Genomic DNA, 13,950 nt, shown 5'->3' with positions numbered 1-13,950 from the left:
GTCAACCGATAGGCCGAGGCTGAGGCGCGACGAATCGATCTGAAACCGATCGCAAATGGTCGAAACGCTTGCGTGGAATCCGGCTTGACTAGTTGCATCGCGCCACTAATGCGGCCGCCGGGCCACGCGGTCCCAACGCCGCGCGTGCTCTCTGCAAGGAGAGTCTACATGACTGAGAATACGCTTCCGACGCGCAAGCCTGTGCGTCCGTTTTTTTCTTCCGGTCCCTGCGCGAAGCCGCCGGGCTGGTCCCCTGACAAGCTGGCCACCGAATCGCTCGGCCGTTCGCATCGCGCGAAGATCGGCAAGGCGCGGCTTGGCTATTGCATCGACCTGATCCGCGAAGTGCTCGAGGTGCCGGCAACGCACCGCATCGGGATCGTTCCCGGTTCTGACACCGGCGCGGTCGAAATGGCGATGTGGACCATGCTCGGTGCGCTCCCGCTCACCACTCTGGCGTGGGAGAGCTTCGGAGAAGGCTGGGTGACCGATGCCGCGAAGCAGCTCAAGCTCGATCCCACCGTTATCCGCGCCGATTATGGCGAATTGCCCGACCTTTCGCAGGTCGACTGGTCGAATGATGTGATCTTCACCTGGAACGGCACCACATCGGGTGTGCGTGTACCCAACGGTGACTGGATCGCTGCAGAGCGCGAAGGGCTGTGCATTGCCGACGCAACCAGCGCCGTGTTCGCGCAGGACATTGCCTGGGACAAGGTCGATGTGCTGACCTTCAGCTGGCAGAAGGTGTTGGGCGGCGAGGGCGCACACGGTGTGCTTATCCTTGGTCCCCGCGCCGTCGAGCGGCTCGAGACTTACACGCCCGCATGGCCGCTGCCGAAGGTGTTCCGCCTGATGAGCAAGGGTGCGCTCGCCGAAGGCGTTTTCAAGGGCGAGACGATCAACACTCCGTCCATGCTCGCGGTCGAGGACGCGATCTTCGCGCTCGAATGGGCGAAATCGGTTGGCGGGCTCGAAGGTATGAAGGCCCGCGCCAACGCCAACGCCGCTGCGCTCGATGCGATCGTGCGGGAGCGCAACTGGCTCGGCCACCTCGCATCAGACCCTGCCAGTCGCTCGAACACCAGCGTTTGCCTTACCGTCGATGGCGCCGATGCGGACTTCATCAAGAAGTTCGCAGGCCTGCTCGAGGAGCATCACGCGGCCTATGACATCGCCGGATATCGCGACGCCCCGCCGGGCCTGCGCATCTGGTGCGGGGCGACGGTCGATACCGCCGATATCGAAGCGCTGGGCCCCTGGTTCGACTGGGCCTGGGCGACTCTCCAAAGCCAATGAATTCCGTCACCCTGAACTTGTTTCAGGGTCCATTTCTCCACATCGGGCTGCGTACGAGAAGGCTCGATGGATGCTGAAGCAAGTTCAGCATGACGAAAAGAGACAGATTATGACCAAACCCAAAGTCCTCATCTCTGACAAGATGGACCCCAACGCAGCCAAGATCTTTGCCGAGCGCGGCTGCGACGTTGACGTCATCACCGGCAAGACGCCGGAAGAGCTCAAGGCGATCATCGGCCAGTATGACGGCCTGGCGATCCGTTCGGCTACCAAGGTGACGAAGGAAATCCTCGACGCCGCGCCCAACCTCAAGGTGATCGGTCGCGCTGGCATCGGCGTCGACAATGTCGACATCCCCTACGCCAGTTCGAAGGGCGTCGTGGTGATGAACACGCCGTTCGGCAATTCGATCACGACCGCTGAACATGCGATTGCGATGATCATGGCGCTGGCCCGCCAGATTCCCGAGGCTGACCGCCGCACGCAGGCAGGCGAATGGCCCAAGAACGACTTCATGGGCATCGAAGTGACCGGCAAGACGCTGGGCCTGATCGGTGCGGGCAATATCGGTTCGATCGTGGCCAGCCGCGCGCAGGGGCTCAAGATGAAGGTGATCGCATACGATCCCTTCCTGACCGAAGACCGCGCGATCGAAATGGGTATCGAGAAGGTCGATCTCGATACGCTGTTGAGCCGCGCCGATTTCGTCAGCCTGCACACCCCGTTGACCGACCAGACGCGCAACATACTGAGCCGCGAGCGGCTCGAGAATGCCAAGCCGGGCATTCGCATCGTCAATTGCGCGCGCGGCGGGTTGATCGACGAAGTCGCGCTGAAGGACCTGTTGCTAAGCGGGCAGGTTGCCGGCGCTGCGCTCGACGTGTTCGAAAAGGAGCCGCCCGCGCCCGATCACCCGCTGTTTGGCACGCCCGGCTTCATCTGCACTCCGCACCTCGGTGCTTCGACCACTGAAGCGCAGGTCAATGTCGCGTTGCAGGTTGCCGAGCAGATCAGCGATTTCCTCGTCAACGGCGGCGTGACCAATGCCCTCAACATGCCTTCGCTTAGCGCGGAGGAAGCGCCCAAGCTCAAGCCCTATATGGCGCTCGCCGAAAAGCTCGGCAGCCTGGTGGGCCAGCTGTCGCATGGCAATCTCGAGAAGATCAGCATCGAGCGCGAAGGCGCCGCTGCCAGCCTCAACGGCAAGCCGATTACCGGTGCAGTACTGGCCGGGTTCATGCGCCGCTATTCGGACAGCGTGAACATGGTCAATGCGCCCTATCTCGCAAGGGAGCGCGGGCTCGACGTGCGCGAGGTCCGGCACGACCGCGAGGGCGTGTACCACACGCTGGTGCGCGTGACGGTCGAGACCAGCCAAGGGCCGCGTTCGGTCGCGGGCACGCTGTTCGGCGATGCTGCGCCGCGGCTGGTCGAGATCTTTGGCATCGGTATCGAAGCGGACCTTGCCGGCCACATGCTCTACATCGTCAATGAAGACGCGCCGGGCTTTATCGGGCGCATCGGGACCCTGCTCGGCCAGGCCGGCATCAACATCGGGACTTTCCACCTTGGTCGACGCCAGGCTGGCGGCGAAGCGGTGCTGCTGTTGAGTGTCGACCAGCCGATCAACGAGGAATTGGTCCAACAGGCGGCCAAGATCGAAGGCGTCAAAATGGTGAAGGCGCTGGAGTTTTGATCGCCGATCGGGCAAGCGCGCGTTTGTCATGACCGAAGCTGACGACCTGCTGCCCGAGGGGCTCGAAGACCGGCTGCCGCAAGAAGCGGAGCGGATTACCCGTGCCATGCGCGCCTGCCTGGATGTGCTGGCGAGCCATGGCTATGCGCGGGTCCGCCCGCCGCTGGTCGAATTCGAGAAGTCGCTCGCAGGGCGGATGGACGGGGTGCAGCCGCGCCGCATGTTCCGCTTCGTCGATCCGTCCAGTCTGCGCACGCTCGCCTTGCGCAGCGACATCACGCCGCAAATCGGGCGGATTGCAGCGACCAGCCTGGCTGCCGCGCCGCGTCCGCTGCGCCTCGCCTATTGCGGCGAGACCACGCTGATCAAGGCAGACCAACTCGAGCCTGCGCGTGAGCGGTTGCAGCTTGGTGCCGAGCTGATCGGGGCGGATACTGTCGCCGCGGCTGGCGAAGTCGTGGCGATCGCGGTCGAGGCGCTGGCGGTTGCAGGGCTGACGGGCATTTCGGTCGATTTCACTTTGCCGGACCTAGTCGACACGCTCGCGGTCGAGGCAATGCCGCTGGCGCCGGATCAAGTCGATGCCGTGCGCCGCGAATTGGACATGAAGGATGCGGGTGGGCTCAAGGAAGCGGGCGGAGAAGCCTATTTGCCGCTGCTCTATGCCACCGGTGCATTCGACGAAGCGGTGGCCAAGCTGCAGGCGATCGATGCGGGCGGGGCGCTTGCGAGCAGGATTACCGGGCTCAAGGCGATTGCGGCAAGAATTGGCGCCCGTGCACGCATCACGCTTGACCCGACCGAGCGGCACGGCTTCGAATACCAGAGCTGGTTCGGCTTCACCCTCTTTGCCGAGGGGCTGCGCGGGACGCTGGGCCGGGGCGGCACCTATCTGATAAAGGGGAGCGAAGAAGCCGCGACCGGCTTCTCGCTCTATGTCGACCAGCTTGCCCAGGCACTAGGAGATGCTGCGTTATGCAACACGCTCTACCTGCCTTCGGGCCACGATGCAGCGGCTGCGGCACAGCTGCGCGCCGATGGATGGCGGACGATCGCGCAGATCGGCGACGGCGAAGACCCCCGCGCGTTGGGTTGCACCCACGTGCTTGACGGCGCAAAGCCGCTCGCGATTTAGGCCGGGCTGGCGGCCGCTTCGGAATGGAGCGGTCGGCCCGCTATCATCAGCCAGCTTCACTTACGGCAAGAGGTTTGATCCACATCGGCTTCGTAAAACGAGCCAGAATGTCGTTTTTTTACAATCTCTTTTCAGGCTGGTTTGTTCTTCTGGTCCCGGGTCGCCCCTTGATTGGGACTGGGGGTAATAATGGCGACCGTCGCCTCGACTGGCTCAAGTGGCTTGATCTTGAGCCGAAGCAAGCCTCTGCGTTTGTTCACGCTGCTTCTTTTCTATTTCACGCAAGGCTTCCCGCTGGGCTTATTCTACTACGCCTTGCCTGCCTGGATGAGCGCGAACGGTTCAAGCACAGCTGAAATCGCCTCTGTCGTTGCCGCCTCCGCGCTCCCCTGGTCTTTCAAACTCATAAATGGCTTCCTGATCGATCGTTACACGTTCTTGCCGATGGGACGACGGCGATCATGGATCATTGGGGCGCAAGCAGTGATCGTTGCGGTTTTCCTGACCGGGGCAATAGTGTCCCCTGCTTCCGCTTACATTTTCCTGCTCTCAGCACTGAGCTTTTGCGCCAACACGGCAGTTACCTTTCAGGATGTAGGGATAGACAGCCTGGCGGTCGATATCATGCCCGACAACGAACGGGCAAAGGCAGCCGGCATCATGTTCGGAGCGCAATTGCTGGGCATGTCGGCGGCCACAGCCTTAGGCGGATACATGTTCCAGAAATGGGGCATTACCGTTGGCCTGCTTGGCCTGTCGATGTTCCCCTTGCTGGTCATGATTTACGGAATCTGTATTCGCGAAAGATCAGGCGAACGTTTGCTGCCCTGGACGGCCGGTGCGAGTCATCCGCTGAATGCGAAAATCAAGGTCGATGCATGGTGGCCGCTATTACGTGGTTCTTTCAAGGCCCTCTATGTCCCTCTGACGCTCGCCGCCGTGCCGGTTTTGCTGCTTCGTTCGGTTCCCTACGGTGCCTTCGAAGCGTTCCATCCCGAGCTCTTCACTCAACCGCAGGCTGGCAGATAAGTGATTACACCAACATGATATCGAGCTCGAATTTGATCAGTGGTGCATTGGGGTTGATCCTAGGCGGCTGGTTCATCGACAAGATCGGCTCGCGAAAAGGCTTGATCATAGGTGCCGGCGGAGGCGCGACCATGTTGCTGGCAATGGGGTTTGCTCAACCATTGTGGTCGCAAAGCTGGCTGCTGATTTCCTTCACGGTCATCGTCGACATCTTTGCATTGCTCTACATTATTGCGATCATCCCGATTTGCATGCGGATGTGTTCGCCCGTGGTCGCAGCGACCCAGTTCACGATCTACATGGCCGTCGGCAACTTTGGTCGTCCGATCGGGGCATGGCTTGCCACAGAGACGGCCGGAAACGGGTATCCGCAATGGCTCTATTGGTCTGGCGCGATCGCCTGGATGTGCGTCGTATTCCTGATGCTTACGGTACTCTTCCCAAGGCGCGGTGAGGCAGTCGCCGAAATCATCCATGAGCAGCCGCAGGCAGAGGGCATTCCGGCGAAGGTGGACTAGCCGACGTCTGCAATCGGTGCGTTTGCTTCATCCTGCGCGGCTATTCGTCAAATGCCTTCTTGAGCCAGGCATCGACCACGGGCGTCGCCGGATAGTCGGGATCGCCCAGCCTGCGGTTGATCTCCGCATGGCCTTGCAATCCGCGGCCTTCGAAGCCTTGCACTGTCGCGTCGGTGTCGCCCTTGCGTAACGCTTCGCCCAGTCCCTTGCTTTGTGCGGTCCCGTCCCTGCGCTGGACGTGCAGGATAAGGAAGGCGGGGGCATTGGGCGCGGCGGCGTGATGGGTTGGCGAAAGCGCCTTCTGCCGCGCCGGATCGGTGCCGAACGCCTGCTTGTAGGTATCGCCCATCAGCCGCGCGTTCTCGTCCATCTGTGCGGGTACGTCATAGGCCGCGCCGTCGAGCGGGATCACACCTTTGACATCGCGATAGGAAAGGCCAGCGCCGCGCAGATATTGCGGATCGGTGCCGACCAGTGCGACCAGATGCGCCCCAGCGCTATGGCCCATGAGCACCACTCGGCGGCGGTCGATCTTCAGCCGGTCCGCCTCAGCCAGCAGCTTGGCGAGCGCGGCGGCAACGTCGGCTGCCTGCTGTTCAACCGTGGCTTCGGGCACCAGCCGATAATTGATCGATGCGAAGTGATAGCCTTGCCCGTTGTAGTGCGGGGCCTTGAACCCACCCGTGGCATTGCGCTTGTCGCCGCGCTTCCAGCCGCCACCATGGACGAAAAGCACCAGCGGGGAAGGGCGATCCGTCGATACCGGATGGAAATCGAGCTTCTGCAGCGGGTCGCTACCATAGGCGATCTCTTGGGCGCCTCGGCGGAGCGACTGGCGCGCTTCCCCCTGAGCATCACCGCGACTCGCCTGTACGCGGTCCCGCAGGCTCTGACGGCACGGTGCACTGAGGTTTTCGCGTTTTTCGATCATGCAACTGCGCATCTCGCTGCGGTCGGTACCGCAAAGTCGCACGATCTCCTGTCGACATTCCGCAGGGAGGCGTGTGCGCTCTTGGGCCATGGCGGTGACTGCGCCACATACGGCAAGCCCGGCGATGATCATGCGAGTTGTGCGCATCTTCTATCTCCCTGTAATCGCGCCAAGGCTAGGCTGCGCGTCCGCGAATGCCAGTCGCGATTTGTCGCAAGCTGTCGCAACCGCCCGCACCATACACGCCGCGCCGCTTGACTTGCCTATGCCCCACGCTCTAACCCGCGCGGCGCATCCGGAGCCGCAAGGCTCCCTCCATTTCCGTCCCTTGGTCGAGTCCTGTCGAAGGACCATGAGGATCCCCCTGGCAGGGGGTAAGGTGTAAGCATGGCCAACGTAACCGTGATCGGGGCCCAATGGGGCGATGAGGGCAAGGGCAAGATCGTCGACTGGCTCGCCAGCCGCGCCGATGCCGTCGTTCGCTTCCAGGGCGGCCACAATGCCGGTCACACGCTGGTGGTGGGTAACACCACCTACAAGTTGAGCCTGCTCCCCTCGGGCATCGTTACCGGTACGCTATCGATCATCGGCAATGGCGTGGTGCTCGACCCGTGGGCGCTGAAGGCCGAGATCGAAAAGCTCGAAGGACAGGGCGTCACCATCACGGACGACAATTTCGCGATTGCCGACAATTGCCCGCTGATCCTGCCGATCCATCGCGATCTCGACGCCTTGCGCGAAACCGCAGCGGGCAGTGGCAAGATCGGCACTACCGGGCGCGGCATCGGCCCGGCCTATGAAGACAAGGTCGGTCGCCGCGCGATCCGCGTGTGCGATTTGGCGCATCTCGACAGCCTCGAACCGCAGCTCGACCGGCTTTGCGCGCACCATGACGCGCTGCGCGCCGGGTGCGACCAGCCGCCGGTCGATCGCGAGCGCTTGCTCGCCGACCTCGCTGAGATTGCGCCCTTCGTTTTGCGTTTCGCCCAGCCGGTGTGGAAGCGGCTGAAGAAGGTGCGCAAGGCCGGTGCGCGCATCCTGTTCGAAGGTGCGCAAGGCGTTCTGCTCGATATCGACCATGGCACCTATCCCTTCGTCACCAGTTCGAACACGGTCAGCGGCACCGCGGCGTCGGGTTCGGGCCTTGGCCCCAATTCGACCGGCTTCGTGCTGGGTATCGTAAAGGCTTACACCACGCGCGTCGGCAGCGGCCCGTTCCCGACCGAGCTCGACGATGAGGTTGGCCAACGACTGGGCGAGCGCGGGCACGAATTCGGCACCGTCACTGGGCGCAAGCGCCGCTGCGGCTGGTTCGATGCGGTGCTGGTGCGCCAGAGCTGCGCCATCTCGGGTGTGACGGGAATCGCGCTCACCAAGCTCGACGTGCTCGACGGCTTCGACAAGGTGAAGATCTGCACTGGCTATCGCCTCAACGGCAAGATCATGGACTATTTTCCCAGCCATGCTGGCGACCAGGCCGGGGTCGAGCCGATCTATGAGGAAATGGACGGCTGGCACGAAACCACCGCCGGCGCGCGCAGCTGGGCTGACCTCCCGGCCAATGCGATCAAATATATCCAGCGCGTGCAGGAACTGATCGAAACGCCCGTGGCGCTGGTTTCGACCAGCCCCGAGCGGGATGACACGATCCTGGTGCGGGATCCCTTCATGGATTGATCGCTGGCTATGAGAACTTCCCTGAATTCTTGACCTGATCTATCTTTGTTCTTACCCTGTTCGCGATCTATCGTAATTCAGGAACGTATTTGTATGAACGGATCGGACGAATTCCGGCATTGGCCGGCAAGCGATGGAGCGGGATTGGCTGCGAGCGTCTCGGTCTTTGCGGATCGTCCTGCGTTGCGCGACCAGATGGCAGAGGATCTGGCCGATGCCGGATTCCGTTTGATCAAGGCAGGCGAAGTGGCCGCACTGCTCGATGGAGAGCTCGCCGCGCTTGGTGATGTGGTGCTGCTCGATTGCCCTGCCGTAGATGCGGGCACGATGGCGGCACTGGCGCGGCTCGACATGCGCGTGGCGCGATCCGGCGCTCAGCTGATCGTTTCCACTTCACTTGAGGCGCTGGATGATGTGTTCGCCTGCTTCGACCAGTCGCGGCCGCAGATATTGGTCGACCCGGGCCGTGCGGAGCGGGTGGTGGCGGTGGGGCGCATTCTCGGCCATTTGGCCGGCGGGCGGGTACGAGAGCTCTCTCGCGAAGATCGTGCTGCCCTTCTTCAGCTAACGCAACAGGTCGATGCGATCGCGCGCCAGCTTGAAGGCCTTAGATCGCGGCTCGGCGACGATGAGAGCGATCCGAAGCGGTTGGGCGATCCGCGCAGCGCGTTTCGCGGCTTTGCCGATAGCTCGCGGGTTGAGAAGCTGGCCAAGCCGGGCCTGCCCGATGCCCGGCTTGTTCGCGAGATCATCCGCCATCGCCACGCGCGCGCGAAGTTCTTCGATGCGGCACTGTTTGGCGATCCGGCATGGGACATGCTGCTCGATCTCACCGCTGCTTATGCCGAAAAGCTTCGGGTGTCGGTCACCTCGCTTTGCATCGCTTCAGGCGTGCCGCCGACGACGGCGCTGCGCTGGGTGCGCCAAATGACCGAGGCCGGGCTGTTTGAGCGGGTGGAGGATGTGGCGGACAAGCGCCGTGCGTTCATTTCTCTCAGCGACACGGCGCGCGATGCCATGGCGTGCTATTTTGCGGAGATCGGCGAGCCGGCGCTGGCTTGCGCAGCCTGATCCTAGCCGGGCGCATAATGCAGGACCACCGTGAGCCCTTCGCGTTCCTTATCGCGCTCCTCTTCGTTGAAAGGCAGCCGGCTGGCATCCGCACGGGAGCGGTTGAGGATCGCATCGGGGATGGCGCCGTCGAGCAGCAGTGTGTCTGCTTCGCCTAGCAGGCGCGCCTGCCGAAGGGTCAAATCTTCAGGATCATCGCTCGAGAGATCGATCGTCTCGGCCTGAGAGGCGTTCGGGCGATCAGCACTATCCAGCCAGCTTTCGACCCGTTCGTACGCAGCCGGATCGAACGGATCGAGCACGCCGTCCTCGGCCAGAGCCGCGTCGAGTGCGCGCCGTCGCTCGGCGCTGTCCGGGAAGCGCATGCGCAATCGTTCGCGAAGGTTATGAAGAGCGGTTGCCAACAGGCCCAATGTTTGCGGCAGGATCGCTTCGAGCCGTAACCGCAAGTGCTTGGCCAGCCCCGCCGACGCACTGCCAGTGCCGACCGCGACAAGGACAGGGTCGCGATCGAGGATGCTGGGAGTGGTGAAGTCGCACAGATCGGGCATGTCGACCACATTCACTAGCATTCCGGCGCAGCGCAAATTGATCGCGGCATTCTCGCAGGCCCGCGAATCCTCATAGGCGACAAAGGCCAATCGCACGCCTTCGTCTATCGCGCGCTGCATATCGGCTTCGACGATCCCGCCCGCACGCTCGACCAGCCGCCGCTTCGGTTCAGCGGCGGCGCCATCGCCCAGAACCAGAACCTTCTGGCCATTGATCCGGTGGAACAGCGGCAGCGAATGGATCATGCCGGCCGACCCCGATCAGAGCCAGTCGGGAACGCGCTCGGCGTCCATGATCGCTGCAGCGGGAATGCGGTCAGCCACCACGGCAAAGCGATCGCCGTCCACCAGCGCTTCGGGCACGAAACCGCGCGAATTGTATGAGCTGGCCATAGTCGCGCCATAAGCTCCGCCGGTACGGAACACCGCCAGATCGCCAGCGACCAGCGCGTCGCATTCGCGGTCACGCGCGAAGGTGTCGCCGGTCTCGCAGATCGGGCCGACGATATTCGCCGTCATCCGCTCGCCGCTGGGTTCCACTGCGATGAAATCGTGCCAAGCGCCATAGAGCGCCGGGCGCGCGAGATCGTTCATCGCCGCATCGACGATCACGAACGGTGGGCCGTTGCCGCCGCGCTTCACGCGCACGACCTGCGTAAGAAGGACCCCGGCATTGCCCGCAATCACGCGACCCGGTTCAAAGGTGAGGTGAACACCCCAATCCTTGGTCACCCGCGCGACCATCGCGCCATATCCGGCGGGGGAGGGCGGGTTCTCGCCAGCCCTGTAGGGCACGCCAAGCCCGCCGCCCAGATCGACATGGGTAATCGTGTGGCCAGCGGCGCGCAGGTCCTCGACCAGCGTGCCGACCTTCGCGAAAGCAGTTTCGAGCGGTTCAAGATCGAGCAATTGGCTGCCGATATGGACCGCCACACCGCGCAGGTTCAGTCCTTCGAGCGCAGCCAGTTCGTCATAGGCTTCGCGCGCATGAACCATCGGAATGCCGAACTTGTTTTCTGCCTTGCCGGTCGAAATCTTTTCATGCGTTTTGGCGTCGACATCTGGGTTGATTCGCAGGCAGGCGGGTGCCCTCTCGCCGCGCGCGGCGGCCAGCTCGGCCAACTCTCGCCCCTCTTCGCGCGATTCGATGTTGAATTGCCCGATGCCCTTGTCGAGCCCGAGTTCGAGTTCGGCCCGGGTCTTGCCGACGCCCGAGAACACGATCATCTCCGGCGCCATGCCCGCAGCCAAGGCGCGGATGAGTTCGCCGCCCGATACGACGTCTGCGCCGAAACCCTGCTGCTGCAATACTTTCAACACCGCGAGGTTGGGGTTGGCTTTTACCGCAAAGGCGATCAGCTTGTGAGGCACACCTTCAAGGCCTTCGCGGAATACCCGGGCATGCCGTTCCAACGTGGCGCGCGAATAGACATAGACCGGCGTGCCGACTTCTTCGGCGATCCGCGTCAAGGGCACGTCTTCAGCGTGCAGCACGCCATTCTTCAGAGCGAAATGGTCCATGTGTGTCCCGTTGTGGCCTATTCCGGCGGGAGATCGAAAGGATCGTCGGCGCGCTCTTCCGAGCGGCGCCTCAGCTCCACGCTGCGCTGAGGTGCAGCTAGAGTCTCGATTTCGAGCAGTTCTTCGGCCTTGGGCTGCTCGGTTGCACCGTATGGCGCAGGAGGCAATTCCTGGTTGGCGAGCGGCTCAAGATCGGTTTTTTGCCCGCAGGCGGCAAGCAGCAGGCTGGCGGCAAGGATCAGTCTTGTCTTCATCTGCCAGTCATCCCCAATGCCTGTCGCGCTTCGGTCACGCGCCGTTCTACCTCCTTCGGCGCGGTCCCGCCATAGGAGGCGCGCGAAGCGACCGAGGCATCGACCGACAGCGCCTTGTAGACGCGATCGTCGATGCGGCTGTCGATCGCCTGCAGCACGTCGAGCGGCAGCTGGTCGAGCGCCACGCCGTCTGCCTCTGCGCGTTTGACGGCCGCGCCGGTGATGTGATGCGCTTCGCGGAACGGAATGTCCGCTTCGCGCACCAGCCAGTCGGCAAGGTCGGTCGCGGTGGCATAGCCCAGCTCGGCCGCCTGTCGCATGCGGTCGGTGCGGAATTCGCTTTCGGCCACCATGCCGGTCATTGCCGCTATGCTGAGCGCAAGCAGGCCCGCCGCTTCGAAGACCGGCGGCTTGTCGTCCTGCATGTCCTTCGAATAGGCCAGCGGCAGCCCCTTCATCGTCACCATCAGCGCAGTGGCGCAGCCGATCACTCGCCCGGTGTGGCCGCGCACCAGCTCGGCTGCATCGGGGTTCTTCTTCTGCGGCATGATCGAACTGCCGGTCGAAAGGCTGTCAGGCAGGCGCACGAAGCCGAACGGCTGGCTTGCCCAGACGATGAATTCTTCCGCGAGGCGCGAGAGGTGGAGCGCGCATTGGCTCGCCGCCATCAGGTAATCGAGCGCGAAGTCGCGATCGGACACGGCGTCAAGGCTGTTGGCCGTGGGCCGCTCGAAACCGAGCGCCTGCGCCGTTGTCGCCCGATCTATCGGAAAACCGGTCCCGGCCAGTGCGGCGCTGCCGAGCGGGCACTCATTGAGGCGACTGCGTGCATCGGCGAAGCGGCTGCGATCGCGCCGCAGCATCTCGTAATAGGCCATCAAATGGTGGCCGAGCGTCACCGGCTGCGCGGTCTGGAGATGCGTGAAGCCGGGCATGATGCTGGCGGAATGCTCCCCGGCGCGGGTCACCAAGGAGCGCTGAAGGGCGGCAAGCCCTTCGTCGGCCTGGTCCATCGCATCGCGCACCCAGAGGCGGAAATCGGTCGCGACCTGGTCATTTCGGCTGCGCGCTGTATGGAGTCGGCCGGCCACAGGACCCACCATCTCGGCCAGCCTCGCTTCGGTGGTCATGTGGATGTCTTCGAGGTCCCAGTTCTCGGGCACGCCGTCGCGCTCATATTCGGCCGCGACCTTGTCGAGGCCCTCCGCAATCGTCGCAGCGTCCTCTGCACTGACGATACCCTGCGCGCCGAGCATGGCGACATGCGCCTTGGATGCGGCGATGTCCTGTCGCCACAGCGCCTTGTCGAACGGGATCGAGGCGTTGATTTCGCGCATGATCGCGCTAGGGCCTTCGGCAAATCTGCCGCCCCACATCTGATTGGAGCTCGACATGTCCTTACGGCTATCGTTCACTATTCTCGCCTCGGCACTTTTTCTTGCCGCCTGCGATAGTGGCGCAGGCGACGCGGCGCAACAGCAGGAGCAATTGGCCGATGCCAAGCAGGAATTGGCGGGGGAGATCGATCGCAGCTTTGAAGGCGAATTGATGCCCGCGGTGACGGTCACTGACCCGTCGGGCAAGCAGCTCAATCTGGGTGCGCTGCAAGGCCAGCCAGTGCTGCTCAACCTGTGGGCGACCTGGTGCGCGCCCTGCGTGGTCGAGATGCCGATGCTGGACCAGCTTGCCGGCACCAAGCAGGGTGAACTGCGCGTGATCACCGTGAGCCAGGACATGCGCGGGGCCGATGTGGTGGTGCCTTTCTTCGAAGCGCGTCAGTTCGCCCATCTCGAACCATGGCTTGACCCGAAGAACGATCTAGGTGCGAGCTATGAAGGCGGCGGGGTCATGCCGCTGACGGTGCTCTACAATGCTTCCGGCGAAGAAGTGTTTCGCGTGGCGGGCGGCTATCACTGGGACAGCGAAGAGGCGCTGGCGGCGATAGGGGAAGCACTCAAGGAATAGCGTTTCGCGCGAACCTTCAGAGCACGCGGACAATGATGCAGGTGAGATTGTCCGGCGCGCCGCGGCTCGCGATTATGACAAATATCTCGACGGACTTGAGGCTTCGATGCGCGGCAACATTACCGATGCCGATGCCGTCCAGTCGATCGCCAAGGCCAACCACACGCGCGCCTACCTGTCAGATTTGCTCAAGCGGTCGCAACTAACCCTGCGATAAGCGGGCCTGCCTAGGCTCAGGACTCATTGCGGCAGCCAGAAGATGACGGTTGCGGCGACGCAGATGGCGGACATGAACGTGTGGGC

The 13,950-nt window shown here is 63.0% G+C and carries 13 protein-coding genes; 8 read left to right on the top strand and 5 right to left on the bottom strand.

All coding sequences use genetic code 11. From position 1 onward, the window contains the following. Positions 1-168: 168 nt before the first annotated feature. The 5 genes from VRS74_RS06325 (at position 169) to VRS74_RS06305 (ending at position 5,677) form a co-directional block, all read left to right on the top strand. A complete protein-coding gene (locus VRS74_RS06325) occupies positions 169-1,299 on the top strand; it encodes a phosphoserine transaminase (protein ID WP_354144407.1) in 1,131 nt (376 codons plus the stop codon). A gap of 109 nt (positions 1,300-1,408) precedes the next feature. Then, positions 1,409-2,995: a phosphoglycerate dehydrogenase gene (gene serA / locus VRS74_RS06320; protein WP_354144406.1), complete on the top strand. Its 1,587-nt coding sequence runs from the start codon at positions 1,409-1,411 to the stop codon at positions 2,993-2,995. 28 nt (positions 2,996-3,023) lie between these two features. Further along, positions 3,024-4,130 (top strand): ATP phosphoribosyltransferase regulatory subunit, encoded by a 1,107-nt coding sequence (locus tag VRS74_RS06315; RefSeq protein WP_354144405.1) that lies wholly within the window; start codon positions 3,024-3,026, stop codon positions 4,128-4,130. Positions 4,131-4,319: 189 nt separating this feature from the next. After that, on the top strand, positions 4,320-5,159 hold the full coding sequence (locus VRS74_RS06310) for an MFS transporter (protein ID WP_354144404.1): 840 nt from the start codon (positions 4,320-4,322) through the stop codon (positions 5,157-5,159). Positions 5,160-5,191: 32 nt separating this feature from the next. Then, positions 5,192-5,677, top strand: coding sequence for an MFS transporter (locus VRS74_RS06305; RefSeq protein WP_354144403.1), 486 nt, complete (start codon positions 5,192-5,194; stop codon positions 5,675-5,677). A 40-nt stretch (positions 5,678-5,717) separates the two neighbouring features. Here the strand turns inward: VRS74_RS06305 and VRS74_RS06300 are convergent, their stop codons facing one another. After that, complete coding sequence (locus tag VRS74_RS06300) at positions 5,718-6,755, bottom strand: alpha/beta hydrolase (RefSeq protein WP_354144402.1); 1,038 nt, start codon at positions 6,753-6,755, stop codon at positions 5,718-5,720. 240 nt (positions 6,756-6,995) lie between these two features. Between VRS74_RS06300 and VRS74_RS06295 the strand changes: the two genes are divergently transcribed. Both VRS74_RS06295 and VRS74_RS06290 read left to right on the top strand, forming a co-directional pair. After that, on the top strand, positions 6,996-8,285 hold the full coding sequence (locus tag VRS74_RS06295; protein ID WP_354144401.1) for an adenylosuccinate synthase: 1,290 nt from the start codon (positions 6,996-6,998) through the stop codon (positions 8,283-8,285). 93 nt (positions 8,286-8,378) lie between these two features. After that, complete coding sequence (locus VRS74_RS06290; RefSeq protein ID WP_354144400.1) at positions 8,379-9,356, top strand: MarR family winged helix-turn-helix transcriptional regulator; 978 nt, start codon at positions 8,379-8,381, stop codon at positions 9,354-9,356. A gap of 2 nt (positions 9,357-9,358) precedes the next feature. Here the strand turns inward: VRS74_RS06290 and VRS74_RS06285 are convergent, their stop codons facing one another. From VRS74_RS06285 to argH, 4 genes are read right to left on the bottom strand one after another with little or no spacing between them, the layout of a single operon-like run. After that, complete coding sequence (locus VRS74_RS06285; RefSeq protein ID WP_354144399.1) at positions 9,359-10,153, bottom strand: siroheme synthase; 795 nt, start codon at positions 10,151-10,153, stop codon at positions 9,359-9,361. 15 nt (positions 10,154-10,168) lie between these two features. Continuing rightward, entirely contained in the window at positions 10,169-11,428 is a 1,260-nt protein-coding gene (gene lysA / locus VRS74_RS06280) for a diaminopimelate decarboxylase (RefSeq protein ID WP_354144398.1), read from the bottom strand. Between the two features lie 17 nt (positions 11,429-11,445). Then, a complete protein-coding gene (gene lptM, locus VRS74_RS06275; RefSeq protein ID WP_354144397.1) occupies positions 11,446-11,682 on the bottom strand; it encodes an LPS translocon maturation chaperone LptM in 237 nt (78 codons plus the stop codon). Beyond that, positions 11,679-13,058: an argininosuccinate lyase gene (gene argH / locus VRS74_RS06270; protein ID WP_354144569.1), complete on the bottom strand. Its 1,380-nt coding sequence runs from the start codon at positions 13,056-13,058 to the stop codon at positions 11,679-11,681. Before argH ends, lptM begins: the two co-directional genes overlap by 4 nt. A gap of 16 nt (positions 13,059-13,074) precedes the next feature. Here argH and VRS74_RS06265 point away from each other — a divergent pair, with 16 nt between their 5' ends. Continuing rightward, complete coding sequence (locus VRS74_RS06265) at positions 13,075-13,647, top strand: TlpA family protein disulfide reductase (RefSeq protein ID WP_354144396.1); 573 nt, start codon at positions 13,075-13,077, stop codon at positions 13,645-13,647. The last annotated feature ends 303 nt before the right edge of the window (positions 13,648-13,950 follow it).

This window comes from Altererythrobacter litoralis (genome assembly GCF_036324225.1).
In the GTDB taxonomy this organism is placed as follows: Bacteria; Pseudomonadota; Alphaproteobacteria; order Sphingomonadales; family Sphingomonadaceae; genus Erythrobacter; species Erythrobacter litoralis_A.
This window is presented reverse-complemented; position numbering and strand designations above follow the sequence as displayed.